Origin of the sequence: Levilactobacillus parabrevis (assembly GCF_044051715.1) — a bacterium.
Classification (GTDB): domain Bacteria; phylum Bacillota; class Bacilli; order Lactobacillales; family Lactobacillaceae; genus Levilactobacillus; species Levilactobacillus parabrevis.
Window position 1 is genome coordinate 206,894 of record NZ_CP168688.1, and the last position, 26,509, is coordinate 233,402.

At 49.5% G+C, this 26,509-nt stretch carries 24 protein-coding genes; 21 read left to right on the forward strand and 3 right to left on the reverse strand.

Features of this window, described 5'->3' with window-relative positions; genetic code table 11:
* Positions 1 to 62: 62 nt before the first annotated feature.
* From ACEPSU_RS01050 to ACEPSU_RS01070, 5 genes are all read left to right on the forward strand, one after another.
* Entirely contained in the window at positions 63 to 686 is a 624-nt protein-coding gene (locus tag ACEPSU_RS01050; RefSeq protein ID WP_395323472.1) for an NAD(P)H-binding protein, read from the forward strand.
* A 14-nt stretch (positions 687 to 700) separates the two neighbouring features.
* Entirely contained in the window at positions 701 to 1,540 is an 840-nt protein-coding gene (locus ACEPSU_RS01055; RefSeq protein WP_395322231.1) for an SDR family oxidoreductase, read from the forward strand.
* Positions 1,541 to 1,614: 74 nt separating this feature from the next.
* Complete coding sequence (locus tag ACEPSU_RS01060; protein WP_395322233.1) at positions 1,615 to 2,661, forward strand: NAD(P)-dependent alcohol dehydrogenase; 1,047 nt, start codon at positions 1,615 to 1,617, stop codon at positions 2,659 to 2,661.
* 217 nt (positions 2,662 to 2,878) lie between these two features.
* Positions 2,879 to 3,295, forward strand: a complete 417-nt coding sequence (locus tag ACEPSU_RS01065; RefSeq protein ID WP_395322235.1) for a MerR family transcriptional regulator — start codon at positions 2,879 to 2,881, stop codon at positions 3,293 to 3,295.
* A 155-nt stretch (positions 3,296 to 3,450) separates the two neighbouring features.
* Positions 3,451 to 4,302, forward strand: a complete 852-nt coding sequence (locus tag ACEPSU_RS01070; protein ID WP_395322237.1) for an aldo/keto reductase — start codon at positions 3,451 to 3,453, stop codon at positions 4,300 to 4,302.
* A 605-nt stretch (positions 4,303 to 4,907) separates the two neighbouring features.
* On the opposite strand, the gene ACEPSU_RS01075 is transcribed toward ACEPSU_RS01070, so the two are convergent.
* Positions 4,908 to 6,281: a DHA2 family efflux MFS transporter permease subunit gene (locus tag ACEPSU_RS01075; RefSeq protein ID WP_020090185.1), complete on the reverse strand. Its 1,374-nt coding sequence runs from the start codon at positions 6,279 to 6,281 to the stop codon at positions 4,908 to 4,910.
* Between the two features lie 250 nt (positions 6,282 to 6,531).
* Between ACEPSU_RS01075 and rbsK the strand changes: the two genes are divergently transcribed.
* Both rbsK and ACEPSU_RS01085 read left to right on the forward strand, forming a co-directional pair.
* Positions 6,532 to 7,455, forward strand: coding sequence for a ribokinase (gene rbsK, locus ACEPSU_RS01080; RefSeq protein ID WP_395322239.1), 924 nt, complete (start codon positions 6,532 to 6,534; stop codon positions 7,453 to 7,455).
* A 170-nt stretch (positions 7,456 to 7,625) separates the two neighbouring features.
* A complete protein-coding gene (locus tag ACEPSU_RS01085; RefSeq protein WP_395322241.1) occupies positions 7,626 to 7,880 on the forward strand; it encodes a CsbD family protein in 255 nt (84 codons plus the stop codon).
* 81 nt (positions 7,881 to 7,961) lie between these two features.
* Here ACEPSU_RS01085 and ACEPSU_RS01090 read toward each other — a convergent pair whose 3' ends face one another.
* Complete coding sequence (locus ACEPSU_RS01090) at positions 7,962 to 9,152, reverse strand: helix-turn-helix domain-containing protein (protein ID WP_395322243.1); 1,191 nt, start codon at positions 9,150 to 9,152, stop codon at positions 7,962 to 7,964.
* Between the two features lie 218 nt (positions 9,153 to 9,370).
* Between ACEPSU_RS01090 and ACEPSU_RS01095 the strand changes: the two genes are divergently transcribed.
* From ACEPSU_RS01095 to ACEPSU_RS01110, 4 genes are all read left to right on the forward strand, one after another.
* The gene (locus tag ACEPSU_RS01095) at positions 9,371 to 10,009 is read left to right on the forward strand and encodes a helix-turn-helix domain-containing protein (RefSeq protein WP_395322245.1); all 639 of its coding nucleotides are present in this window, start codon (positions 9,371 to 9,373) and stop codon (positions 10,007 to 10,009) included.
* 134 nt (positions 10,010 to 10,143) lie between these two features.
* Positions 10,144 to 11,439, forward strand: coding sequence for a YhgE/Pip domain-containing protein (locus tag ACEPSU_RS01100; RefSeq protein WP_395322247.1), 1,296 nt, complete (start codon positions 10,144 to 10,146; stop codon positions 11,437 to 11,439).
* A gap of 99 nt (positions 11,440 to 11,538) precedes the next feature.
* Positions 11,539 to 12,429 (forward strand): DMT family transporter, encoded by an 891-nt coding sequence (locus ACEPSU_RS01105; RefSeq protein WP_020090191.1) that lies wholly within the window; start codon positions 11,539 to 11,541, stop codon positions 12,427 to 12,429.
* A 101-nt stretch (positions 12,430 to 12,530) separates the two neighbouring features.
* Positions 12,531 to 13,127 (forward strand): pentapeptide repeat-containing protein, encoded by a 597-nt coding sequence (locus ACEPSU_RS01110; protein WP_395322249.1) that lies wholly within the window; start codon positions 12,531 to 12,533, stop codon positions 13,125 to 13,127.
* 311 nt (positions 13,128 to 13,438) lie between these two features.
* Here the strand turns inward: ACEPSU_RS01110 and ACEPSU_RS01115 are convergent, their stop codons facing one another.
* Positions 13,439 to 14,338 (reverse strand): hypothetical protein, encoded by a 900-nt coding sequence (locus ACEPSU_RS01115; protein WP_395322251.1) that lies wholly within the window; start codon positions 14,336 to 14,338, stop codon positions 13,439 to 13,441.
* 216 nt (positions 14,339 to 14,554) lie between these two features.
* Between ACEPSU_RS01115 and ACEPSU_RS01120 the strand changes: the two genes are divergently transcribed.
* From ACEPSU_RS01120 to ACEPSU_RS01165, 10 genes are all read left to right on the forward strand, one after another.
* Complete coding sequence (locus ACEPSU_RS01120; protein ID WP_395322253.1) at positions 14,555 to 15,076, forward strand: helix-turn-helix domain-containing protein; 522 nt, start codon at positions 14,555 to 14,557, stop codon at positions 15,074 to 15,076.
* Positions 15,077 to 15,253: 177 nt separating this feature from the next.
* Positions 15,254 to 17,140, forward strand: a complete 1,887-nt coding sequence (locus tag ACEPSU_RS01125) for a glycoside hydrolase family 2 TIM barrel-domain containing protein (RefSeq protein ID WP_395322255.1) — start codon at positions 15,254 to 15,256, stop codon at positions 17,138 to 17,140.
* A complete protein-coding gene (locus tag ACEPSU_RS01130) occupies positions 17,124 to 18,083 on the forward strand; it encodes a beta-galactosidase small subunit (RefSeq protein WP_395323117.1) in 960 nt (319 codons plus the stop codon). The genes ACEPSU_RS01125 and ACEPSU_RS01130 overlap by 17 nt, the downstream gene beginning before the upstream one ends.
* 259 nt (positions 18,084 to 18,342) lie before the next feature.
* Positions 18,343 to 19,104 (forward strand): hypothetical protein, encoded by a 762-nt coding sequence (locus ACEPSU_RS01135; protein ID WP_395322257.1) that lies wholly within the window; start codon positions 18,343 to 18,345, stop codon positions 19,102 to 19,104.
* Positions 19,105 to 19,413: 309 nt separating this feature from the next.
* Positions 19,414 to 21,405 carry a cation:proton antiporter gene (locus ACEPSU_RS01140; protein ID WP_395361579.1) on the forward strand — a complete coding sequence of 664 codons (1,992 nt, stop codon included), beginning with the start codon at positions 19,414 to 19,416 and terminating at the stop codon, positions 21,403 to 21,405.
* Between the two features lie 302 nt (positions 21,406 to 21,707).
* A complete protein-coding gene (locus tag ACEPSU_RS01145; protein ID WP_395322261.1) occupies positions 21,708 to 22,361 on the forward strand; it encodes an NAD(P)H-binding protein in 654 nt (217 codons plus the stop codon).
* 21 nt (positions 22,362 to 22,382) lie between these two features.
* Positions 22,383 to 22,832, forward strand: coding sequence for a MerR family transcriptional regulator (locus ACEPSU_RS01150; RefSeq protein ID WP_395322263.1), 450 nt, complete (start codon positions 22,383 to 22,385; stop codon positions 22,830 to 22,832).
* An 81-nt stretch (positions 22,833 to 22,913) separates the two neighbouring features.
* A complete protein-coding gene (locus ACEPSU_RS01155) occupies positions 22,914 to 24,497 on the forward strand; it encodes a cation:proton antiporter (protein WP_395322265.1) in 1,584 nt (527 codons plus the stop codon).
* A 194-nt stretch (positions 24,498 to 24,691) separates the two neighbouring features.
* Positions 24,692 to 25,171, forward strand: coding sequence for a flavodoxin family protein (locus ACEPSU_RS01160; protein WP_395322267.1), 480 nt, complete (start codon positions 24,692 to 24,694; stop codon positions 25,169 to 25,171).
* Positions 25,172 to 25,245: 74 nt separating this feature from the next.
* A complete protein-coding gene (locus tag ACEPSU_RS01165; protein WP_395322269.1) occupies positions 25,246 to 26,289 on the forward strand; it encodes a zinc-dependent alcohol dehydrogenase family protein in 1,044 nt (347 codons plus the stop codon).
* Positions 26,290 to 26,509 lie beyond the last annotated feature (220 nt).

Consider the following 26,509-nt stretch of genomic DNA (forward strand, 5'->3'; position numbering starts at 1 on the left):
AAAATTCGTCATATGCCTTGCGTTGAAGTTACTGCAAGGTTGTAGACTGAGTTTATTCAAAGATGAAGCGGAGGAATTTCAACATGACAAATGTATTAATCATTGGTGCGACGGGGTCGGTTGGCAGTACAACGCGGCGGTATTTCTTAGAGAATACGACGGATCAGTTAACGCTGATGTCGCGGAACACGCGTCGTTTGGGCCAATTGGATGCTCAGCGTGAACGGGCAATTGCGGGTAGCGTGACTGATCAAGCAACGCTAAAGACAGCACTGGATGGACAAGACGTTGTGTTTGCGGCGTTGAGTGGCAATTTAGCTGGCATGGCTAAGAGCCTGATCACAGCTATGGACCACAATGACGTGAAGCGCTTATTATTTATTGCCTCAATGGGAATCTACAATGAAATTCCGGCCAGTGTCGGCGGCGGGAATCTTGATGAAAATCCAGTATTACAAGGCTATCGGGATGCTGCTGACGCGGTAGAAGCTTCTGACTTAAACTATACGGTTATTCGTCCCGGCTGGTTTGACAATGGCAATGATACCGATTATGACCTGACCAAGAAGGGTGAACCCTTCGGCGGCCACGATGTTTCACGGAAAAGTGTTGCGGATCTAGTGGTGCGGTTAGCCCATGATGATCAGTTAGGGTCTCGTGATAGCTTAGGCATCAATCGAAAGTAAAAGGAGAAATAATGATGGAAAATAAAACGTGGTTAATTACAGGTGTTAGCAGTGGCTTTGGTCACGCAATGACGGAACAACTTTTGGCTCAGGGGAAGACGGTGATTGGGACTGTCCGTAATGCGGCCAAAGTGCAAGACTTAGTCGATCAATACCCGGATACCTTTATCAGTAAGTCTTTGGATGTGACGGATGTTGCGTCTATTCATCAATTGGTGGATGAGCTAACGAAGGACTATCAAATTGACGTCTTGGTTAACAACGCCGGTTATGGCTTGTTTGGTGCCGCAGAGGAGTTAAGCGATGCTGAAATCAATCAAATCATTGCGACTGATTTAACGGGGTCAATTCAAATGGTTCGGGCAATTTTGCCAAGTATGCGAGCGCAAGGGCATGGCCGGTTGATCCAGATTTCTTCATATGGTGGTCAAGTGGCTTATCCAGGGAACTCTATGTATCACGCAGCTAAGTTTGGTATTGAAGGCTTCATGGAAGCTGTTGCTCAGGAAGTTGCTAGTTTTAACATTGGTGTGACGATTGTTGAACCCGGTGGTGCCCGGACTGAATTCCGTTACGGGAGTGCCCAGGTCGCTAATTTCTTACCAGCCTATGAGGACAATCCAGCCCATGCTTTCCAGAAGATGCTGGATCCAGCCAATGGCTTAGCGCCCGGTGATCCAGTGCGGATGGCCAGTCGAATTATCGAGAGCGTTGATCAAGAACCAGCGCCGTTACGCATGGTTCTGGGTTCCGAGGCACTTAAGAATACAATTGCAACGTTGGAAAAGCGGGTAGCGGATTATAAAGCGCAAACAGATTTAGCCGCTTCAACGGATTTTCCTGCTGGCGAATAGGTCGGGTAGTGAAGTTGGTCAGAACCTTAGTGTGGAATTTGTAATAACAATTAAAAAATTTGGAGTGATTATTAATGAGTCAATCAGTTAAAGCCTTAGTTGCCGACACGAAAGGCGACTTTGCTTCATTCAATCAAACCGTTATTAAACGGCGAAACTTACGGCCAGATGATGTTGCCATTGATATTAAGTACTGTGGGATTTGTCACAGTGACGTCAGTATGGTCCAGTGGCAAGGCGCTCACTTTCCAATGGTCCCAGGTCATGAAATTTCCGGAATCGTTTCAGCTGTTGGGAGCAACGTTGAGAACTTTAAGCCCGGCGATCGTGTTGGGGTAGGATGCTTCGTTAACTCGTGTGGCAAGTGTGCTGCCTGCAAGGCGGGTCAAGAACAATTCTGTGAGCATGGTGTCGTTGTTGTCTTTGATTCAGAAGACGATGATGGGACGATTACCCAAGGTGGCTACTCACAAGCAATCGTGGTTAAGGATCACTTTGTACTGCACATTCCCGATGAATTGGCCTTACAAGATGCTGCGCCACTGTTGTGTGCCGGTATCACCACGTACAATCCATTGAAGCGTTTTAACGTTGGCAAGGATAGCAACGTCGCTATTATCGGGCTTGGTGGCTTAGGGCATATCGCGGTTCAATTTGCCGCTAAAATGGGTGCTCACGTGACTGTTTTGGGGCATTCTGAAAGTAAGCGGAATGAAGCCCAGCAGTTCGGCGCCAGCGATTATCAAATTCTGAAAACGCCAGCAGATTTTCAAGCTTTAGCGGGTCACTTTGATTTCATTTTAAACACTGTGGCTGCAGATATGGACTTGAATAGTTATTTGCCTTTGGTTAAAGCCGATGGCGTCTTCTGCTATGTTGGTATTCCAAGCAATGATATTCACTTTAACTTGTTCTCAATTTTTGGGAATCAAGCTAAGGTCACTGCTTCCAATGTGGGCGGTATTCAAATGACGCAGGAAATGCTCAACTTTGCGGCGAAGAATGATGTCAAACCGCAGATCGAAATGATTGGGATCGATGATGTTTCGCAAGCTTACCAGAATATTCTGGATAGCAAGGTACATTATCGTTATGTGATTGATATGTCTACCTTGAAGTAAGCCAGCAGTAGTGATTTAGCTTGAAGGTGAATAGAGCCTTAAAATGGACGCCATATTATTGTGGCGCCTTTTTTGTTGTGATCTCTCATAAGTGATTGGGCGCGCTGAAGGTCACTTGCTTTGTTTGTTAGGCATTTAATGCTACTCTTGTTTCAGATAGACTAGCTTATCATTAGACAAGTTGGTCGAGTGAAGCTTTAGTGAAAGGAAGCTAACGATGAACATTAAAGAGGCCAGCGAAAAAACCGGTGTTTCTTCTGCGGCAATTCGCTACTATGAGAAGGAATTATTGATTCCAGCGATTGACCGAACTGAAGTGGGAAATCGGGATATTGATGACCGAATCATTCGGCGGATTCAGTTTGTTACGCAGATGCGGGCGGCCGGGATGAGTATTGAAAACCTTCGACGCTATATTGAGTTGTTTGATTCCCCAGAGGATACTGCTGAGGAAGAAATGACCCTCCTAAAGGCACAACTGGTTGTGATGAAAGAAAAGCGGGATGATCTGCAGACAGCGATTGATCTCTTAGACTATAAGCTCAATCATTTTCATGATCATATGGAAGAGACGGAAGAAGAGTTGCGTGAGCTTGACCTGAAACGCCAAGCCAAGCTGGCTGAGAAAGAATGATGGCTTGGCCAAATGAAAATGAGAGGCTCTGATTTTTTACAATTTACCATGTGTTGAACGTATAGTAGCATGCTTATCTGGTAATTTTCAAGAACCGTTTTTAGCCTTAATATAGAGACATTCAATTGGAACACATACAAGGAGGAAATATAATTATGACAAAGGTACCAATGGTTAAGTTAAGCAACGGTGTTGAAATGCCAGCAGTTGGATTTGGGGTTTTCCAAATCGAAAATGGCGGGACGAAGCAAGCCGTTTTAGACGCTATTGACGCGGGCTACCGGTTGATTGATACGGCCCAAGCCTACGGTAACGAAGCTGAGGTTGGTGAAGCTATCAAGGAATCACCAGTAGCTCGCGAGGACCTCTTCGTGACGACCAAAGTGTGGGTCAGCTCAACGGGTTACGATGCAACGATGAAGGCCTTTGAAGATTCACTGGCTAAGTTACAATTGGATTATTTGGATATGTACCTGATTCACCAACCTTATGGTGATGTTTATGGGTCATGGCGTGCTATGGAAGAGTTACAAAAGGCGGGTAAGGTTCGGGCCATTGGAATTTCTAACTTCAGTGCTGACCGGTTCGTTGACCTTGATATTCATAACGATGTCACACCACAATTAAACCAAATCGAAATCAATCCGTGGAACCAACAGAAGGATGAAATGGACTGGTTGAAGCAGGAAGGTATCCAACCAGAAGCTTGGGCACCATTCGCTGAAGGCAGACACAACCTGTTCACCAATGAAACGTTGACGAAGATTGCGCAAGCCCACAGCAAGGGCGTTGGTCAAGTCGTTCTGCGTTGGCTCTACCAACGGGGCGTGGTGTCATTGGCTAAGTCCGTGCACAAGAACCGGATGGAAGAGAACATCAACATCTTTGATTTTGAATTGTCAGACGCTGAAATGGACCAGATTGCAGCTCTCGACATGCAAGAGTCAGCCTTCTTTGACCACCGTGATCCTAAGATGGTAGCATCCTTGGGCGGTCGTCAGGATTAATCGCATAATTTTAAATTCGGCAGGTAAGGGTTCGTGAGTAAAACCCTTACCTGTTTTTTGCGATTAATTAGTCTGATAAGTTCTAGGTTCATCTAAAAAAGCTGCCAGTTTGATTAGCTGGTAGCTTGTTGTTCGTGGCGTTGGTGGCAGGTTATTTGGCTGGTTTTGCATCTTCTCTTGCTAAAGTGGATGGAAATGGGCGACTTTTGGAACGAGTTCCGCAAGCCAGGTTCTTGTGCTTATAAAGCTAAGGGATTCCTGCTCAGCGTAGTTGTTAGTGATTACTTTTAGAGATCCAGGCTTTCTCTCGCCGGAATACCTGGGAAATATGCGGCCTCTGAAACGAGTTTCGCAAGGCAGGTTCTTCCGCTTAGAAAGCTAAGCCCTCCTGTCCGACGAGGTCGAACAGAAGCTCTTAGCTCCCTAATGCTCAGAACCTAATCGCCTTGCTGCACTCTCTTATACAAAAAAGCCATCCCGCGTTCTACTCGGGATGGCAGTGGTGAGGTGCGGCGACCTTCTGAATGCTTGCGCACCGATCGCGTACCCTCACCTTGGTTTGGCACCATTGGATAGTATCGCACGGGTCTTGCGCGAAGTCAACCTTAATCGTTTTCGCGAATCGTCATGAGTTTGACCGATACGCCGAGAGCGATGACCAGAAAGACCAGACACATTGTGAATCCAGCTTGAATCCCCATTTGTGGGGCGTTGGGATGCGTCGTGAAGAATTTAGTGGCTAAGTTGATCGTGGCGATGATAATCGCTGTCCCAAACGATCCGGAAATCTGGCGGAGCGTGTTAAACGTTGCGACCCCATCAGCTACCCACTTGTTAGGGAGGTGGGTCAGCGCGTGCGTTTGAATCGGAATCAGAATCAAGACGAGCCCCAATTGCCGAATCGTCTGACCAACCGTTAACATGACGACGGAAGCATTGACGTCAATGAACGCCTGCATGATGGTTCCAAAGCAATCGATCAACAGGCCGGCTGTCACGATTCGGCGCACGGGGTAACGGTCGTAGAGGCGGCCACTGATTGGCGACATGATTCCCGTTAGACAAGCACCGGGTAACAGCGCAATTCCGGAAATGATCGGACTCTGATGCATGATCGACTGGATCAGGAGGGGCAGTAGAATCGTATTCCCATACATGGTGGCCACAATCAACGCGTTGAGACTGGTGGCCGTGGTGAATTGAACACTCTTGAAAATTTTAGGATTGATCAAGGGGTTTGGACTATGTAATTGTTGCCGGATGAAGATGGTGGTGAGGATGAGGCCGATGATGAAAGGAACGACGACAAATGGGGAGGTCAACGCGTACTGTCCCACATTTGAGAAGCTCCATAGCAGCCCTAATGCGCCGAAACTGACGAGAAACAGGCCCCAACGGTCCAAGGTCGGCGATTCATTCGTGGGCACACTCGGCAGTAAGAAGTACGCCAGAATGAGGTCCAGCAGGATGAAGGGGAGCACTAGGATGAACAGGTACCGCCACGACATGTAAGTCAGAATCACCCCGGACAACGTTGGCCCAATAATAGGAGAAAAGTTGAACGCGAGGCCAACGATTCCCATGACCGCGCCCTTTTTAGTGGGGGCGGCGTAGCGAATCGCCAGGATGTTGACCAGCGGCATCATCACCCCTGATCCGGTAGCTTGGATCATGCGGCCGAGAATCAACATCCAGAAGCTCTGGGCCAGACTGCCCAGTAGTGTTCCAATCAGAAAGATGACGGAAAACAGGATGAATAGTCTGCGAAACGTGAACTTTTTAATCAGGTAGGCACTGACAGGAATCATCATTGCACTGACGAGCATATAGCCATTACTGATCCACTGAACGGTGGACGAGTTAACGTGAAACACGGTCATAAACGTTGGTAGCGCCACGTTCATCAGGGTAGAACACAGGATGCCGAAGAAAGTGCCAAATACCATGATAAATAACGAATGTTTAATTTCCTTTGACATTAAACGGCCTTCTATTCTATTAAAATTGCATAACTTCTCCAATGATACTGATAATTGTGAGGTTAGTCAATTGGTCTAGGCAGCTCATTTTCGCCGTCAGCCCCGTGAGCGCTCCTTTCAGAAAATAGTAGCGGTTAATAATAACCAGCACAGACACTTATTCATACCCTTTACGCTTTTGTGAATTCGTTTGGAAGCGTTTACATGAAAGGCAATTTGTGTTAGTTTAGAAATAAAGAGGTGTCCAGGTATGAAAAAAAGTGATGTGTTAGTAATTGGGTCGAACATGATTGATCTCATGACGTATATTAGGCGCATGCCAGTGGCGGGTGAAACCGTTGAGGCCGATGACTTCTCGATGGGTTTTGGCGGTAAAGGTGCGAATCAGGCCGTGGCTGCTGCCCGGTTAGGTTCGCAGGTCAGCTTCATCTCGATGGTTGGTAACGATAGCTTCGGAGAACAGCAGTTGGCCAACTTCAAAGCCGCAAACATTGATGTGTCTGGCGTGGGTGTCGGTCATAAGAACAGTGGTGCCGCACCGATCTTCGTGGACCCAACGGCTGACAACCGCATTCTCATCGTCAAGGGGGCCAACAGCGAGTTAACGCCGGCCGTTTTGGATGAGCATCTCGATATGATTCAAAATACGAAACTGGTTGTGTTGCAGCAGGAAATTCCGCTAGAGACTAATTATCATGCCATCGACTTGGCCAACCGTTATGGCGTACCGGTTCTCCTGAATCCGGCACCCGCTAACAAGCAACTCGATGTGGAACACGTGCGGCGCGTAGACTTCTTCTCGCCAAACGAAACGGAACTGGCGACATTGACCGGACTGCCAACGGAATCCATGGATGAAATCTCGCGGGCCGCGCAACGTCTGGTTGATATGGGCGTAAAGAATGTCCTGGTCACGATCGGTTCTCGCGGTGTGCTGTGGGTCAGCGCCACAACGAGTCAACTGATTGACGCCGTCAAGGTTGATGCGGTCGATACCACCGGCGCGGGCGATTCCTTCATCGGGTCGTTTGCCCACTACTATGCGCAGGGAGAGACGGTTCCGAAGGCGTTACGGCATGCCAATGAATATGCGGCTGTCACCGTGACGCGACGGGGGACGCAAAAGTCCTACCCAACGGCAAAGGAAGTCGCGGCAATGTATCAACCCAGCTGATGTCGAATTATCTGAAATGAAGTGGTCAACCAAGTCTCTATGGTTGGCCACTTATTATTAATAGTAAAGGTTAGATGTTACCGTGAGCATATTCATTGCGTCGGTAGCTGGTCCCCTGTATAGTCAAAGCTAACACTAATTCTTAGCCAATCTAAAGGGGGACCTCTACAATGAAAAATTTACTATTAGGTTTTAGTTTAGCAGCCAACGTGGCCCTAGCTTACCTCGTCCTACAGGATAAGGATCAACTCAAGGAATTGCAGTCCCGAGCGGATAATGCCGTCGATAAAGTTGCCGGTAAGGCTCAACAGATTAAAGGAACCTTGACCGGCGATGTGAGCGCTAAGGCCAAAGGCGACCTGCAAGAGGGCCGTGGCGAGGCTAAAGATATTGTGGATGATATGAAGGCTGAATTCGAGGCGTAAAGGGTAAGTGTGCCTCGTTGTAGCCAAAATTAGAAGTCTAAAACAGGTCTGGGATGAAATTCCAGACCTGTTTATTAATAATTAGCCAATATTGATACTTGTGAAATTATATAGATGCCAATCGTCCGTTAGGTGAGGATTCTTGCGCGCCTTATTGGGAGAGGCACCAACAAATCTTTTAAACTCGCGGGTCAGGTAGGCTTGATCGGTAAAGTTTAAAATTGCAGCAATCTCTGAGAGGGGCAAGTTGGTCGTGTGTAAGATCTCAATCGCTCGGTTAATCTTGACCAGAATCCTGAAGCGGGAGATGGGAATCCCAATTTCTGCAGTGAAAAGGGTTGAGAGGTAGTGCGGCGATAGTCCCAGCTGATTGGCTAATTGGGTCACGGTGATGGTGGACTCCGGGCTGTTCATGATGATCTGATAGGCCCGGCGAACAGGTGCGGATAGGTGGGCACTTTTGAGCTGGTGAACGCGCTGAGCCATGTCTTTGATCATTGTTTCAATGCCGGTCATGACATCATCGTAGGTCGTTAGTGTCTCCAGGGTGCGGACGTAGTGGTCGTTGAGCGAGTAAGCTTGGTCGAAGTCCATCCCGGCATGGATGGCCGCGCGGAGTGTGACCGAGGTACTGATGATCCCCCAATTCTTGATATTGCGGAGATTGCTACCATCTGCAAGAATGCCAATGCGGCCAGAGTTGACCAGACCGACAAAGGCGTCGTGGACCATTGAGGGCTTGCCCAGTTCAACCGCGGTCTTCAGCGCTTTCTCGTAGGCGTAACTGACGTGAGCGCCCTCGTCATCGAAATTGACTAGAATCAGCTTGTCGTTGAATTGGTCAGAACGCAGAGCTTGTTCGAAGGCACTCGTCACGGCTTCGGCGGTCACGGACAAGTGAAGAATCTGTGATAACGCGAGAATCTGTTTCAGACACTGGTCACGCGTAATCGAGTATGTGCTCAAAACCTGTGGCAGGTAAATTGTGCGAGCCTCAGTGCTGGTGGGGTCGTGGGCCGTGACGTCGGTGACCAGAATTGGCCCCAGAATGTAGGTGAGGTCGGCGTGCGTTAGGCAGAGTGAGAATAAGTTCTGGCTGTGGCGAAAGACAGTGATAGCGGTCGCGTGATCGGGGATCTCGTAAAAGAGGGCGATGTACGCCGACGTTAAGATCTTTCCTTGCTTGAAGATAATTTTTGGCCGGTGCTGGACGGTTTTGAAGACAGCGGCGGGGACTGCCAAAGCTTCTAGATAGAGTTGGTCGAGGCCCAAGAGACAGCCTCCTTTCCGAAAGTTAAATGGAGATTCTGATGTAAGCGCTACACCAGTTATACCCTAGCTGACCTGAAATTACTAGCAGTGGTTTCAGGATGTTTCACATGAAACAGTGGTGGTTGGTAAGCTCACTGAAAAAGTTGCGCCGCTTAGAGCGTTTAAAGCGGTGCTTTTTCTATGGTTGTGGGTTTAATAAGAACAAAGGGGGCAGTGTGATGACGGATGAAGAAAAGTTGCAACGAATTTATGCGGCGGCGAGTGAATTGTTCATTCAACCGGGGTATCACGAGACACAGATGCAGATGATTGCGCAACGCTCACAGTTAGCGGTGGGGACGCTCTACCGATTATTTACCAGTAAGGCAGCGCTCTTGGACTACGTATTCTTAACGACGCTACCGGCAGCGCCAGTGACGTTAACGACGTATCCGCTGGCGCCGGTCGATCCACGAGAACTGGTTAACCGAACGCAGATGGCCTATGCCGATTGGAATCGGCAACTGACTGGCCAAGTGGCAGCGAGCTTCGATGACCTTTTGACGGCCTTATTTCAAGCTTTCGAGCGGTACGGTCAATACTTCTTGATTTTGGAGCATAATCCAACGGTGAATCCAGCATTGACGGCACTTTATCGTCAACAGCGCCAGTTGTTGTATCAGCAGGTGGGGGCGTTTATTGAGAAGACACTACCCGCAATTCCCGAACCACAGCGTAACGGAGTTGTCGTGGTTGATCTGGTCTTCTGGTGGTGCGCGCACAAGCGTTATGACAGCTTTGAGATGGAAATGGCACACGGTGAAGATGACCGAATGATTGCGGTCGTTCGGGAGATGTTACGCCGGAGTTATCAGTAAGCCCCTTCGTTATCTCAACGGGTGAACGCGCCAGTTTTGATCACTTTAAAATGACTTTTGTATGGGAGTGGTTAAACTGGGGGCAATTCGAATGAATGATTCGTTCACTCGTTTGGGATAAGGGGGATGAGGTCATGAATTTTCATGAATGGGCATATATCAAGCAACACCCAACGGTTTGGCGCATCTTATTAGGAATTTTGGTGATTCCACTGGCGTATGCGGCAATTCTGCTAGCTTCTGTTTGGAATCCGTATGGCGAGCTTCATCGGCTACCAATGGCGGTGGTCGACCAGGACCGCGCGACGGCGACAATGCACTGGGGACGGACGGTTACGCGGCAGCTTACACGTAGTAAGTCGTTGCAATTTCACCGAATGACTGCCCGACAGGCACATCGTGAGTTACGTGCGGGGAAGCTCTATTTGGTGCTGACAATTCCAAGGAAATCATCGTATCAGTTGGGCCGGTTGGCGAGCCATCCTGAAACGTTGCGGCTGACTTATCAAACGGATGCTGGGCAAAGTACAGTGGCTGCTAAGATGGGCAGTACCGCTATGCAAAAGCTTCAGGGAACACTCAACCAAACGGTGATTCAGGCTGAATTCGTGGCGATTCAACGGCAAACGGTACAATCCGGTCGGCGTCTGGTCACGACTGCTGGTCAATTACAACGGGTGGCTCGAGCCAGCGCGACTGGGACACCGGCATCGGTAACTAGTCCTCTGAATGAAGCAATCGTTCAGGGATTGACGCGCAATGGTCAACGGTTTGCGCAACAATCCAAGCGGCCGCACCAGCTACAGGCGTTGGCGGCGCCAATCAAGCTGGTTCAACACAATGTCACGTCGGTCGCCAATAATGGGACAGGCATGGCGCCTTACTTTATGGCGATTTCGCTCTTTGTCGGCTGTATCACGCTGAATATTATTTACGATGCGGGCAAACGCCACGGGCAGTACCGGAATTTTGCGTTGGCGTGGTTAGATAAGATGGGGATGCTGTGGGTCTTCGTAATGTTAGCTGCTTCAGCAATGTGGCTAGCGGTTCTAAATATCAATGGCTTACGGCCACTTCAACCAGGGAAAACCTACCTGCTCGCGCTGCTTATCGTGTTGGCCTTCTTCAGTTTAGTCACGTGCTTCCGCCTGTGGTTGGGGCTTACTGGGGCTTGGTTAATGCTGATCTTCATGATCTTCCAGATTGGCTGTTCGGGTGGGACTTACCCTATTGCGTTGACCAATCCGCTCTATCGGGCAGTCCATCCGTATTTACCGATGACGATTGCGATGGCTGGATTGCGGCACACAATTTCTCTAGGGGGATCGATTGCTGGAATTTGCTGGATATTGGCTGGCATGGTGGTCGTCTTTAGTCTAGGCACATTGGCGTACTTCTACACGCACCGCAACGCCGAAATGGTAGCCTGATCGGAGGGATTCTCGACAGTATCTGTTTTGACACAGGCAGGGCCAGCGTGCGAGGCGTATAATGGAATGGTGAGATTTTACGAAATGGAGTGAAAGGTTTTGCGAAAAATAGCACCATTCTTTGTGGCGCTGGGGGCCATCAGTTTTGGGGTCCCAGCAACCTTGATGAAGATTGCGCGTAGCGAGGGTGTCGTTAACGGACCATTGTTGTTCTGGTCGTTTCTGAGCGCCGTGATCATTCTGGGAATTATTCACGTGGCGCGGCGTCGCTGGTTACGCTACCAGCATACCAACTGGAAGCAGCTGCTAGCGGTCATGGCCGCTGGGACGGCTTCCGGGTTCACCAATACCTTCTATATTCAGTCTTTAAAATTAATTCCGGTTGCGGCCGCTGCGGTCATGTTGATGCAGGCGGTGTGGCTGTCGGTCTTGTTGGGAAGTATTCTGCATAAACGGCGACCGACGCGGTTACAGGTCGTGAGCATTGTCTTAGTTTTGATTGGGACGGTGCTGGCTGCGGGACTCTTCCCGATTACCCAACCGTTGTCGTTGTGGGGCTTGTTCCTAGCCTTTTTGGCGGCGTGTGCTTACGCCTGCACGATTCAATTTACCGCGATGCTGGGAAACAACTTGGACCCATTGAGCAAGACGTGGCTGTTGTGTATCGGTGCCTTTCTCCTGATTTCGGTCGTTTGGGGGCCACAGATTGTGTCGGCACCGGTAACGTTTGATACCGTGAAGTGGGCCTTCTGGATTGCCATCTTCTCCATGGTCTTCCCGCTGGTGGCTTATTCGATCTTCATGCAGTATTTGGAACTGGGCATCGGTCCGATCCTGTCCTCGCTGGAACTGCCAGCGTCAATCACGATTGCCTTTCTCGTTCTGGGAGAAAAGGTTGATTGGCTTCAGATCGTGGGAGTCCTGATAATTATCGGTGCGGTGATTCTTCCCAATGTCTGGGGGATGCGCCGACAAAATCAGTTGCGCTAATGTTTCATGTGAAACAAAAACTGTCCCGTTGTGGTTAATTACCATGGCGGGATTTTTTCGTGGTATTCTAGGAGTAACAAACCATTAAGGGAGACGAGTATATGGCAACTGTGACGGGCGAGGCCCTCTCGTTAGATGCGCTAGAGGCGGGCAACCAGTACGTGAACTGTGAGTTGACCTATTCCAACCGAGACATTCGAGTAGAAGAGGTTAGCTTTGAGAAGTGTACGTTTCAGCAGACGGATTTTAAAACTAGTGAGTGGTTGGACTGCCAGTTTCAAGGCTGCCAATTTTTAAATTGTCAATTCCAAGAAAGTTACCTGTATCGCTGTCAATTCGATGGTTGTCAGCTATTAGGGAGTGACTTTACCGCGGCCCGGCTCAAGGATGTGGTCATCAATGAAACGCGAGCAGACTACGCCAATTTCGCAGAGACGGTGTTAACCGGCTGTGACTTTAGTGAGACACGATTGAATGAGGCGAGTTTTCAAATGGTGACGGTCAAGCGGCGGCTGAGCTTTAATCGGTGTGAACTGGTGCGGGCCGATTTTTCGGAGACCCAGTTAAAACTAGTTGATCTACGGACTAGTGATATTGCAGCGCTGGTCTTTACTCCGGCGTTGGTACGGGGCTGTAAGATTGATGCGCTCCAAGCGGTGACGTTTGCAGCAGCACTTGGGTTGGATGTTGGGGATTAGCGAAGCAACTCTAATTTAGTGTAAATTAAAACGAGTGGCCGTGATGGTCACTCGTTTTTTTGCGAATTAATTAGTTGTTGTCAGGGTTACCCGGGGTAGGTCAGCTTGTGCTTCGGCGCGCGTTCCCCAGTGGCCCAGGCAGATACTTGCCGTGGCGCCGAGAATAATAATCGCCAAAATGGTTTTCAGGACTTTTCCTCTGATGATGCGGACCTCCCTTGGGTTGTTGGCCCGAGTATAGCATGTTGCGAAAGGAATACCAAAAGACTTGAAGACGATAACGATTGCTCACATGAGTAGTTGGGAAATCGTCACCCAGTTACGCCATCGTAACCGATAAACGTAAAGTAAGTTTGACCGCCGATGCGGTACAAACTATCAAAGGTGCCGGCGATCCCCTTGTCCTCGTTACCGGCATTATGCTGCGGGTCGTGGAGGTTCTTTAGTGTTAAGCGGTATTGATATAACCCGGTGTGGCTGACGCGTTTGGTTTTGAGACCCGAAATATCGTGAGCAAAGTATAGTGTGCGGTAGGGGTCGTGGAAGTCAGTCTTGGTGATCTTAGCCATGCCAGTAGGCTTTTGCATGAAGCCCAACCCGGCATTGGCCTTGGCATCGTATTTCAAATACTCAAGGTAGCCGTCCGGTGTGACCCGAATGCTCGAAGTGGTCGTCTCGACGGCGCTCAGAGCCGCCTTGGCACCACCCAAATAGAGATCGCCGTGGCTGTATCCGGGCATGAAATCGGGGGCTTTGATTCGTTTGAAGGCCGTCAACTTGTCAGTCGCTTTGAGCGTTGCCTGGGGATCATAGGCGCCAGCGCCGGGGTCAATCGTATAGCCGGCAGGGGCGTTCTGTTGAATCAGGGGGTAACTCAGTCGTGACAAGTATAATTGGAGACTGGGAACTAAGAAATCGCCGGATTTGGTGCTCGTGAGATTGCCTGCGACGACTGACCCCACGGGAAGTCTGAAATCGCGGCTGATTACGTGACCGACCTTGTGCGTGGGAACGTAGTTGACTTTGACCTTGATCGTCCGGGTGAGCACGTAGTATTGACTGAGATTTAAGAAGTCAGTGCTGGCCGTAAAGTTACCAACCTTGACTAGAGCGCTGGGGCGTTCCGTCTGGGCTTTCGCCGTTTGCCAGCCTGCACAGATGACGGCAAGTAGCGCTAGGATTTCTGAACCGATTTTAATGAACTTGTGCATGCCGTTGCCGGACCTCCTACGAAAAATTAGATACGTTAAGTATACCGGAAAGCGTGGGGAAAATAAATGAACAAGTGTTCCTTTTTGGACGTAAATTTTGAAATAATGACGGTTAACCCGGGTTATATTCGCTGAATTTCCCGTGGCAACTAGAGGATGCGTGTCATGGAGAGCTTTGTTTAGTATGCTAGAAGCAGTAGTTGAGGAGGAGATTGCATGAAAATTGGGGAGCAATTAAAGATTCAGCGGGAACAGCGAGGCTGGTCACAGCAGATTCTGGCTGATCATTTGAAAATCTCGCGGCAGTCAGTTTCAAAGTGGGAGCAGGGGACGGCGCTACCGAGCTTTGCCAACGTGGTCCTGATCAGTGACTTGTTTAATTTGACCATCGATGACTTAGTCCGTGACGACACCGACCTGAGACGGACGTTTGACCGTCCTGTGACGGGACCATTGGGATTGATTGTCGTTGGTGGTTTGGGGGTGGCCATACCTTCGGCTGTGGTGGCATTGATCCTGGGCATTCACACGGCAACTCTGTTGGACTGGGTACAGACACCATTGTTGATTGGTGTCATCATCTTATTGGGGTTGATTTACCGGAATCAGCAGCGCCAGCAGTACGCGCTGTCGAGACTGGTCATCGTCGTTGCTATCGCGGTCCTTGGTTTACTGCTGATGCCACAAATTATGGATTTCTTCATGGGGTTCTGGGATGGACTTCGGGAACAAGGCTAACTGAGTAAGTTGGGGACTGGCTGTGAGTCGGTCCTTTTTGTGTAGAAAATAACCCGGGAAATTAATTCCCTATATTTCCCTCTACTGGGTGGCAAAATCGATTAATGGTTGCGGGCTGTGGTAGTCGCAGGGAGAGTATAATGAAAGTGGTAACAATTTATGAAGGAGGAAATACAGATGCAAGCAGATCTTACTTGGCTTGATGATCCCCAGACATTTCGCATCAATCAGTTGCCGGCCCATAGTGATCATCGCGGATACGCGACGGTTGCGGAAGCACAATCGGGTCAGAGTAGCCTGGTTCAGAGCTTAGATGGTAATTGGGACTTTCATTTTGCGGCCGACCCACAGCACCGGCCAGTTGGCTTTTATCAACCGGACTATGATCGGTCGGATTTTGACCAACTCACAGTTCCCGGTCATATTGAACTCGCCGGTTATGGTCAGATTCAGTATATTAATACGGCCTATCCTTGGGAGGGCAAACACTATCGTCGGCCCGCCTACAGCATGGGCGCCGATCAACCGGCTCATGGGATGTTTAGCGAAGACCCTGAAAACACAGTCGGCGCCTACGTTAAACGATTCACGTTACAGCCGGCACTGCAGAATCAGCGGGTCAGCATTGAATTTGATGGCGTCGAGCAAGCCATGTATCTCTGGCTGAACGGCCATTTCGTTGGCTATGCCGAGGATAGTTTTAGCCGTTCCGAGTTTGACCTGACGCGCTACCTCCAGCCCGGAGAGAACTTATTAGCGGTTGAAGTCTTCAAGCACAGCACAGCCGCTTTCCTCGAAGATCAGGATATGTTCCGCTTCTCTGGAATCTTCCGGAGTGTCCGGTTGGTTGCGAAGCCAGCCCTCCACTTGGAAGACCTGACGATTCGCCCCACGGTAGATGTTGGGTTGACCACTGGGACACTCAATCTCCGGCTACAACTTTCAGCTGCACAACAGCTTGCCGGTACGGCAGTCATCACGTTACAGGATGCCGCGGGACAACCGTTGTGGACTACGGAACGCGCCGTAGCTGGTACGCTAACAGCGACCACAACAATTTCGCACGTCCATCTGTGGCAGCATCACGATCCCTACCTTTATCACTTGCAGGTCTGTTTACATAACGCCGCTGGCGACTTGGTCGAAGTAATTCCTTATCCGGTTGGCTTTCGACGATTGGAAATTAAGGACAAGGTGATCATGTTGAATGGTCAGCGGTTGATTTTAAATGGCGTTAACCGTCACGAATGGGATGCCCACCGAGGTCGCGCGGTGACGACTGCCGATATGCAACGTGACCTGGAAATTTTTAAGGCTAATCATATCAATGCCGTGCGGACGTGCCACTACCCGGATCAGCCGGACTGGTACGACTTGTGTGATCAGCACGGAATTTATATGATGGCCGAGAATAACTTGGAGACGCACGGCACCTGGCAGAAAATGGGTGCCGTAGAGCCTTCGTACAACGTTCCTGGCGATTTGCCGCAGTGGCAACTGGCGGTGCTCGACCGGGCGAAGAGTAACTATGAAATGTTTAAAAATCATCCGGCAATCTTGTTCTGGTCGCTGGGAAATGAGTCCTATGCGGGCGAAGGCTTAGCGGCGATGGATGCCTATTACCATCATGTCGACCCAACGCGGCTGACTCACTATGAAGGGGTCTTTCAGAATCGGGCGTATGCCGACCGGATCTCTGATGTGGAGAGTCGGATGTACAATCCACCCCGGGAGATTGAAAAATACTTGCAGAATTCACCAACTAAACCGTTTCTGGACTGTGAATACATGCATGACATGGGGAATTCACTTGGTGGCATGACGAGCTATACGGATTTAATTGACCGTTACCCTATGTATCAGGGCGGTTTCATTTGGGACTTCATCGACCAGGCACTCTGGGTCAAGGATGAGGTGACCGGTCAGTCAGTCCTACGTTATGGTGGGGACTTTGACGACCGCCATTCAGACTATGAATTTTCGGGTGATGGGTTGCTCTTTGCCGACCGGACCCCTAAGCCAGCTTTACAGGAGGTGCGCTATGAGTATGGTCAACACGACTAAACTAAATGTGACGTATGGCGACGTCACATTGGGCGTCAGTGGGAATCACTTTCGCTATATTTTCGCCTACGACCGCGGTGGCTTGGAATCGCTAGTGCGCTACGGAAAAGAGTGGCTGTATCGGACGCCGATGCCAGCATTTTGGCGCGCCACAACCGATAATGATCGGGGAAATGGCTTTTCGCAGCAATCGGCGATGTGGCTGGGCGCCGACTGTTTTACCCACTGCACCCAAGTGACGGTGGCGGTGGATGGTCAGTCGATTCCGCTACCAATTGCGCCGGAAAACAATCGCTACAGTGATCACGAGACGGCGAACACGGTGGCAGTTACTTTCACGTATACCACACCGACCGTCCCGGCAACGACGGTAACCGTGAGTTACCTCGTGGACGTCACGGGGAAGCTCACGGTTGTGGTCCACTATTGCGGCGCCGCTGGCTTGCCAGAGTTACCGGCACTGGGGTTACGTTTCGTGTTGCCGACTGCGGCTAGTGGTTTTGACTACCAGGGACTTTCGGGAGAAACGTATCCGGATCGTATGGCCGGGGGACAACCGGGAACTTATCACGTGACGGGGTTACCCGTGACGCCGTATCTGGTACCCCAAGAGTGCGGGATGCATATGGCGAATGACTGGGTCACGGTAGCGCGAGAACGTACGCTAAATAATGCCGACCCCGATCACCAGCCCTTTAGTATCACGCTACAGAAGCATGACGTGCCGTTTGCGTTTAGCTGCTTACCGTACACGCCACTAGAGCTGGAAAACGCGACGCATCAGGAAGAACTGCCGGCACCACGGCGGACCGTGTTGACTGTTTACGGCGCCGTTCGCGGTGTGGGCGGCATCGACAGTTGGGGTGCCGATGTGGAATCGCAGTATCACATTGCTGGGGATCAGGATCATGATTTCCAATTTGAGATTGCTGGTCTGGCCTGAAGGTGTTAACTAAAGATTAAGTGAAAAAAGACGACAACGGTCGTCTTTTTTATTGCATAGTTAATGTAAATAATAATTAATATACAATTAAATTTATAAGACGTTATAGATGGAATTCAATGGTATATCTGATATGATTCAAGGGTAGATGAACAGAACACCTATTTATAAAGATATGTATATTTCTGCTAAAAATGTAGTTTTAGATAATGGCCATCTGAATGATCAAGGCTAAAGGATTTCCTGGGGAGGAAGAAACTTGAAGAAGATTATTGCACTAGCGCTATTCGCAGTGAGTGCCACAAGTTTGTCTGGCATGTCGGTCACGACAGCGCAAGCGGCCAAGCATCAGCATACAGTACCAAAAGCTTTACAAGGAAAGTGGAACTACCAGTGGAAGATGGACGACGTTCCTGGAGATTATATCTACTTTAATAAAAAGTCTTTGCATGCTGGCAAACGGACCTACAAGATTTCTTACATCACTGGTTCGGCAAAATCACGTTATACCATCCATTTGAAGCGCAAATTTGCTGGGAGCAAGACGTTGACGTTTAAATACAAGCTCAGAGAAGTTGATCACCATGCAAACGTAAAGTCGCTGAGCATGAGTACTAAGCGGTATGTTGACAGTTCTGATGCGCTGTATATCAAGGGATACTTGGAGGATTATAAGCCTAGCAATTTTATCAAGTTATCAGGAACTCCTGATATTTTCGATTCATCCGTGAGTGGCTACACGATTCCAAACGCGGAAGTTTCTATTAGTGGAGATGAGGAAGCCAGTACGGTGGCAGATGCCTCAGGCTATTTTAAAATTAGCGTTGAGGGTAACTTTGATGAATATGAATTTTCAGGTGATGATCAATTGGTTATCTGGTCCAAAGGGCCTAAGTCAAACGATACTTTCAAGGAAACGTTTGAATTAACCGCCAATAGCGACTACTCAGATTATGAGGACAATGATGACGGCGATGACTATTCATATGAGACATATGATTATAATAACGATTGGAATTAAGTAACTTTGATGAACAAACGCATCAGCAATTGAATCTGAAATATTTTCTATAGTAGCCCATACATGAAAATTCAAGCTGAAACCGCTATCTATTTGATGCTATAATGACCTTCAGACAAGTTGAATGGCCACACCAATTTTGGTGTGGCGTAATGATTTAATGAGCCGAGCGTTCGCCAATGATAGCACTCAGGGAGTGCAGCGGGCGCAATAACCGGCGATGGTGGCAGGCCATCGATCAAGTTAAGATTAGGCGCTGAGAATGTCAGTTTACCTTTTCTAATTTGATTAGCGGGATGGAGGTTACGGATGGAAACCGTATTTTTAGTATTGGTATTGTTGATTGCGGTTGTGGGGGGCAATGTCCTTGGGAAACATTGTCCGCGAATACCACAACCTTTTTTTCTCATTGGTTTAGGTTTACTATTTGCATTTTTCCCACTGTATCATGGGTTTCAGTTCAGTCCAGATGTGTTTACATTCGCAATTATTGCACCGCTTATGTATAACGAATCGGAAAATGTTTCGCGCTACTGGGTTGGTCGGGGAATCGTTAATATTTTCTCGCTGGCAATCGTCTTGGTTGTCCTGACGATACTGATTGTGGGGACGGGGGTGCACTGGCTATTTCCCATCTTCCCACTCAGCTTAGCCTTCGCGCTCTGTGCGGTGGTGACACCAACGGATGCCTCCGCAGTGAGTGCGATTGCGCCAGAGAGTGAGGAATACCGGGTCCCGCAAACGATTCTCCAAAATGAATCGCTATTCAATGACGCTTCCGGCATCGTGGCGTTTGATCTCGCAATCGCGACATATGTATCCGGAAAATTTGCAGTGGGTACCGCGTTACTGGATTTTGGAAAAGAGTTCTTAGGTGGGCTCTTACTCGGGGCACTGCTAGGGTTAGCCATTGCCTGGGTTCGCAAGTTGTTGATTCGTTGGGGAGATAACTCGCCGTTGGTCCTAGTGACCATCGAACTGGTGACGCCATTCGTCCTTTACTATGTGGCGGATCTGGTAGGCTTTTCGGGAATCTTGGCAGTTGTCGCAGCTGGCCTAGTGCAAGGTGGCGAGCGGGAACACCTGCGCATGACGTCCAGTCGCATGCAGATGGTCAGTGCCAACGTTTGGGAGGTTATTAATGGGATTCTCTCCAGCCTAGTCTTCGTGCTGTTGGGAATTTCGTTGCCGCGGGTACTCCAGGCGGTTTGGCAAAATGAACAAGTTCTGTGGTGGCAACTCACGTTAGCCGGACTCTTCATTTATAGCCTGAAGTTCGTGATGCGGCTAGTCTGGTCACGGTACTTTGTTTGGATGCATGCACCTAGCAAGCATCGGTGGTCGGACAGTTGGCTGATGGCGTTGAGCGGGGCTAATGGCACAATTACGTTGGCCTTGGCCTTCTCTTTGCCACTGTTGATTAAGGGACAGCCCTTTGCACTCCGAGGGTCGTTGATTTTTACGGCGACCGTGGTCATTTTGTTGAGCCTGTTAGTGCCGACCTTTGCCCTGCCACACCTTTTAAAAGCGGGGCCAACGGAGACAGAGTCGATAATGGCTTGGCACCACCGGATGCGGTTGGCAGCGATTGAAGATTTGGAAGGTCAAACGGCTCATCCAAGTGAGCGTCAGATTGTGATTGATGCGTTACTTCAGCAATTTCAATGGCAGCAAGCTCCGCGTCGCCGTCAGCAGCGGGCAATGTTCCGTCAGGCCGATCAAGTGGAAGAACAAGCCGTAAAGGCACTGTATGAAAACGGTAAGATTACCGAGCAGGCGTGGAGCCACTATCGGCGCTTTCTAAAATACAGTCGCTTCACCGTTGATCAGCGGTGGTGGAAAAACCTCATTTTGCGTGTGTGGTTTGGCGTGCACATGGGACGGATGTACCACGATATTCAGAAGGCTCAGGATACCTTCATGACGTCGCCCTTAGTGATGGAACAGATCTATTGGCAGCAATGGTTTGAGAAGCACGGCGAGGACATCCGGCCCATTGAGGCAGTCGGCAATCAGGCGGCTTCGGCAAAATTGACGGCGTTAAAAACTGTCGAAAATCGTACGGCGGTTGACGTTGTTCAACGCTACTACAACGAACGCTATCGGCAGCTCAATGCGCCAGAGGTTGATCCGGCTATCGTCTATCAACTATTCTTGGCGGCGTTCCACACGGAATATGAATTGGTCCAAGCTAAATTGGCCTCCGGTGAAATGTCGACGGCAGTGGCAGACGATTTGCAAGAACAGATTATTTATGATGAAATGAGTTACTTGCAGAATCGAACGGCATTTTTAGCCTAATATTAAGTATTCCGGGTAAATAAAGGAAGGTGACGCATTGACTGGCAAAATACAGGGGTCAAATCCTTGGCTGAGTGGGTCTTTCAGTGACATTGATTTCCGTTCTGAGATGAAAGATATCGGTAACTTTGAGCGCACAGAGCCGATTGGCAAAGAGAAAGTTAACTAAGTCTTTGGGGATGATTCACTACTAAATAGGGTAGGGATCATCTTTTTTGATTTTTTCAAACTTTCCGCTTGCCTTGAAGTACACATGAAGGTTTAACCTAAGGTCATTCAAGCGTGAAGAAAGGAACTTTATAATGACGAAAAAAGTAATGATTTTAGCAGCTAATGGGCAAATCGCCCAAATCGTAGAACATCGGGTTTTAACGGAAGATCAATTCGCAGATGTTGACTTAACCCTCTTCTTACGGAACACCAGTCGGCTTGCCAACTTGCAAGACAACCCTCGCGTCACGTTAGTTGAAGGAGACATCACTGACCCAGCTGCCGTGAGTGCCGCTATGGCGGGTCAAGACCTGGTGTTCGTTGCCGTCGTGGATCACGACCAGCAAAACCGCTTGACCAACAGCGTCATTGCCGGGATGAAGGCCAATAACGTTTCCCGCGTTCTGTTCGCCAATGTCTTAGGGCTGTACAATGAAGTTGGCGGTGAATTTGGTCGGTGGAATTCAGAAATGATCGGTGCCGGGATGGCACCAGCACGCCGGTCCGATAAGCTATTAGCTGATTCTGGTTTAGACTACACGACATTGCGGTTGCCTTGGTTGAATGACCGTGGCGTTAAATACGTAGTGACCACGAAAGACCAAGCCTACAACGGCGTTTCGGGGTCACGGCGGAGTGTTGCCGATGTTGTTTTGACGATCATCGCCGACCCTAGCAAGTATAGCCGTGATAGCATTGGGATGGCTGACCCTGATACTGAGGGCCAAGATCGTCCTGTTTACTAATCTGTGAGGAGCAAAGATAAAATGAATATTAAAGAAGCCAGCGAAAAAACGGGGGTCTCCTCCGCAGCGATTCGCTACTACGAAAAAGAATCATTGATTCCCCCCATCGACCGGACCGCGGTCGGTAACCGGGACATAGACGACCGCATCATTCGGCGTATTAGATTTGTGACGCAGATGCGGTCAGCGGGGATGAGCATTGAAAGTCTCCGGCGCTATATTGCGTTGTTTGACGCTCAAGAGGACAATACTAAGGAACAAAAGTCCCTCTTAAAGGAACAACTCGGCGTGATGGAAGAAAAACGTGATGACTTACAGGCGGCCATTGACCACCTGAATTACAAGCTCAATCACTTCTACGATCACATGGAAGCGACAGAAGAGGAGCTTCGCGAGTTGGAACGCCAGCATGCCGATAAGGTTGCGCAAGAACCAACTGAAGATAGCGATGAATCTAATAACGCCTATTAACGATTAGGGACGGCTATGTATAAGGTAGTCGTCCCCTTTGGTGTATAATTGGAAAAAATCTAGTTTGTGGAGGAGACGTGCATGGCGCTATTTACATCGACATTTGTTCTACTGATTACGGTTGCTCTGGCGAATTTAGTCGCGCAGTGGGTGCCTAAAATTTCCAAGACCTATTTTGCACTGGTGGCCGGAATCATTGTGGCTCTCATTCCCAGTTTGAACCATTTGGTCTTGGAGTTTGAGAACGAGACCTTCATGATCTTTATTCTCGCGCCGTTGCTGTTCTTTGAAGGCCAGATCACGCCGATGGTCCGGGTTGGTCGGCGCATCCCTAGTATTTTGGGGACCGCGTTCGTGCTGGCTATCATTTCGGCCGTCATTGCGTCGCTGGGTCTGCACGGTATCTTTGCTGTGAGCCTGCCACTTGCCCTAGTCATGGTCGCCATTAGCACGCCAACCGATGCGACGGCGTTTGAATCGGTCATGACCGGCCGCAAGATTAGTGAGCGTCTGGGGAACCAATTGAAGATGGAATCCCTATTTAACGATGCGACGGGTCTGATCCTGTTACAGGCAGGCTTGCTATGGCTGAAGACTAGTGAATTTTCCTTCAGTCAAAACGTCGGCAAACTCCTAGTTTCTGCCATCGGTGGGGCACTCGTCGGGGCCGTATTGGCGGTGGCCTTCATGCTGTTTCGACAGGCGTTGGTACGCACCGATGCCAACGTGGTTTCCTCGCAATCGCTACTGTACCTGCTAACGCCAATCATCATTTATTTGGTTGCCGAAGAAGTCGCTGTTTCTGGCATCATTGCGGTGGTTGTGGCAGGACTCGTCAATAACGGTGAGGCCAATAGTAGCCGATTTAGCTCGCCGCGACAAATGTATTTCGGCACGCAACTGTTGAACTTTGGTTCGGAAATCTTGAATGGTGCGGTCTTCGTCATTTTGGGAATCAGTCTGGAACGCATCGTCAGTAGCCAATATCGACAAATGTTCCAGTCATTGCGGTGGTTGTGGCTGGGCCTCGCAGTTTACCTACTACTCATTATTTGTCGGGTCGTCTATGCTTACGGCTTCATTGCTCGGCGGCAGTGGCGGGATAGCTGGCTGTTTGCGCTCGGCGGTGTCCACGGAACGGTGACGCTGGCTATGACATTTTCGATTGGTGGTATGGTGTCAGCACGTCAATTCCAACAGATTATTCTAGTAGAAACGGTCGTCATCATCGTTAGCATGTTGGTGCCAACGGTTCTCTTCAAGCGGCTCTTGCCACAGGATGGTGATGCACTCAGTAAGCCGGCTATTCTAGCGCGGATTCGCGAGGAAATGACGGCGGTCGGGATTCAACGCGTCAATGCATTAGATTTGACCGCTGACGTGAAACGAGCCGTCATCTACGAGCTGCGGGATCAAAATAATACCAACCCCTTGCGTTCTTTCCTACATCGGTGGCGGCGAACCGTCAGTCATCACGCGGCTATCACGTATCTGCAGAGTCGTGATCAACGTTGGGCGATGATGCAGGCGTTTGCCAGTGAACGTGAATTCTTGACGGAGCAGGCCCGTCAACACGTAGTTGAGCTCAGCCTGATTCACGATATTTACACAGAAGTGCTGATGTCAGAGGCTTTGGTTGTCGATCCGTACAGTCGGATGGTGTAGAAGTATGCACTAAGCGAAAGGTTAACATGGACTCGGTCACCGCGATAACGGGGGTGGTTGAGTCCATACTTTTTATAAATAGTTAATAATTGCAATAAATATGTGATTAATACGATTCCTGAGCTAAGCATTGACTTAGAGGGACTGTAACCCGGTATACTAGACACAAGATGAAACGTGAAGGAGATTTTCAGATGGCAAGCTCAACTTTGATCGTGGACTATTCCTGGTCCGGGACGACCGCCCAGATGGCCGTTGATTTACAGCAGGTGACGGGGGCGGATAAAGTCAATTTGACCGTCGCGGAAGGCACATTTCCGTCCGATATGTTCGCGACCGCCGATGTCGCCAGTCAGCAACTTTCGAGCGGCAATTTGCCGACGTTGACCAATGGACTACCGGACTTTAGCCACTATCAAACACTGTTGGTCGGAGGGCCCGTCTGGAGCGGTAAGGTCGCCACGCCGGTGCGGAGCTTCCTGCAACAGTTGGGTGCCTTTCGGGGTGTCGTCGCCCCGTTCTATACGGACGCGGGCAACCCTGGGGGCTACGAGGATGACTTTGAACAGCTGATTACGCAAGGGACGTTCGTGATGGGTCTCGGAATGACAGCCGGCGATTTGCCTCGCGACCAACAGGTATTACGTGGCTGGTGGCGAAATTTTCAGAATTAATCAGATTTCGCTTGCCTTGAAGTCCACTTTAAGGTCTACACTAACCGTATCGATTGAAATTGGAGGATGAATCAATGAAAACAGCTGTATTTGTTGAACCGGGCAAGGTTGAAGCCCAAGAATTACCTAAGCCAACGGTCAAGAATCCTACGGACGCCGTTTTAAAAATCGTGCGGGCCTGTGTCTGTGGTTCCGACCTGTGGTGGTACCGGGGCATCAATGACCGGCAAAAGAACACGCCGGTCGGCCACGAAGCCATCGCTATCGTTGAAAGTGTTGGGAGCGAGGTCACCAACGTCAAGCCGGGTGACTTTGTCATCGCACCATTTACTCACGGTTGCGGTCACTGTGCGGCCTGCTTGGCTGGCTTTGATGGCAACTGTGAAAATGCCCGGACCGATGACGAAATCGTTGGGTACCAAGGCGAATACTTACGCTTCAAGAATGCCAACTGGGCGCTGGTCAAGGTTCCTGGCCAACCTAGCGACTACTCCGATGCCCAACTCAACGACCTGTTGACGTTGGCCGATGTGATGGCGACCGGTTACCATGCCGCAGCTACCGCTGAAGTCAAGGACGGTGACACGGTTGTCGTCATGGGCGATGGTGCCGTGGGGCTGTGTGGTGTGATTGCCGCCAAGCTTCGTGGAGCCAAGCGGATCATCGCGATGAGTCGTCATGCCGATCGCCAAGCTTTAGCTAAAGAGTTTGGGGCGACCGACGTGGTTGCTGAACGTGGGGATGACGCGGTTAAGCGTGTGATGGAACTGACTGATGGCGCTGGTGCCGATGCCGTCTTGGAGTGTGTTGGGACCGCCCAATCCATCGATACGGCCGTTAAAGTCGGTCGGGCCGGTGCCGTTGTTGGCCGGGTCGGCGTTCCTCAAAAAGCTGAGATGAACACGAACAACCTCTTCTGGAAGAATATCGGTCTGCGCGGGGGAATTGCTTCCGTCACGACTTACGACCGGAACGTGCTGTTGGATGCCGTTTTGATCGGTAAGATTCACCCCGGTAAGGTATTCACCAAGCGTTTCGACCTTGACCACGTAGCGGAGGCTTATGCCGCAATGGATAAACGCGAAGCCATCAAGTCATTATTAGTTATTAGCGACTAGCTGAATGAAATTAATTATTAATAATAAAAACACGGGCTAACCGATTAAAGTTAGCCCGTGTTTTTATGCCGATTTTTGACGCCGCAGAGTCTATGGCTGTCTGGCGGGATTTTTGCCATGTGAATGCAAAATTCAATCTTTTTCAAATTACCCCTTGCCTTGAAGTCCAGATGAAGGTCTAAACTCCTAATCATTCAATTAAAGACGAGAGAGGTAAAAC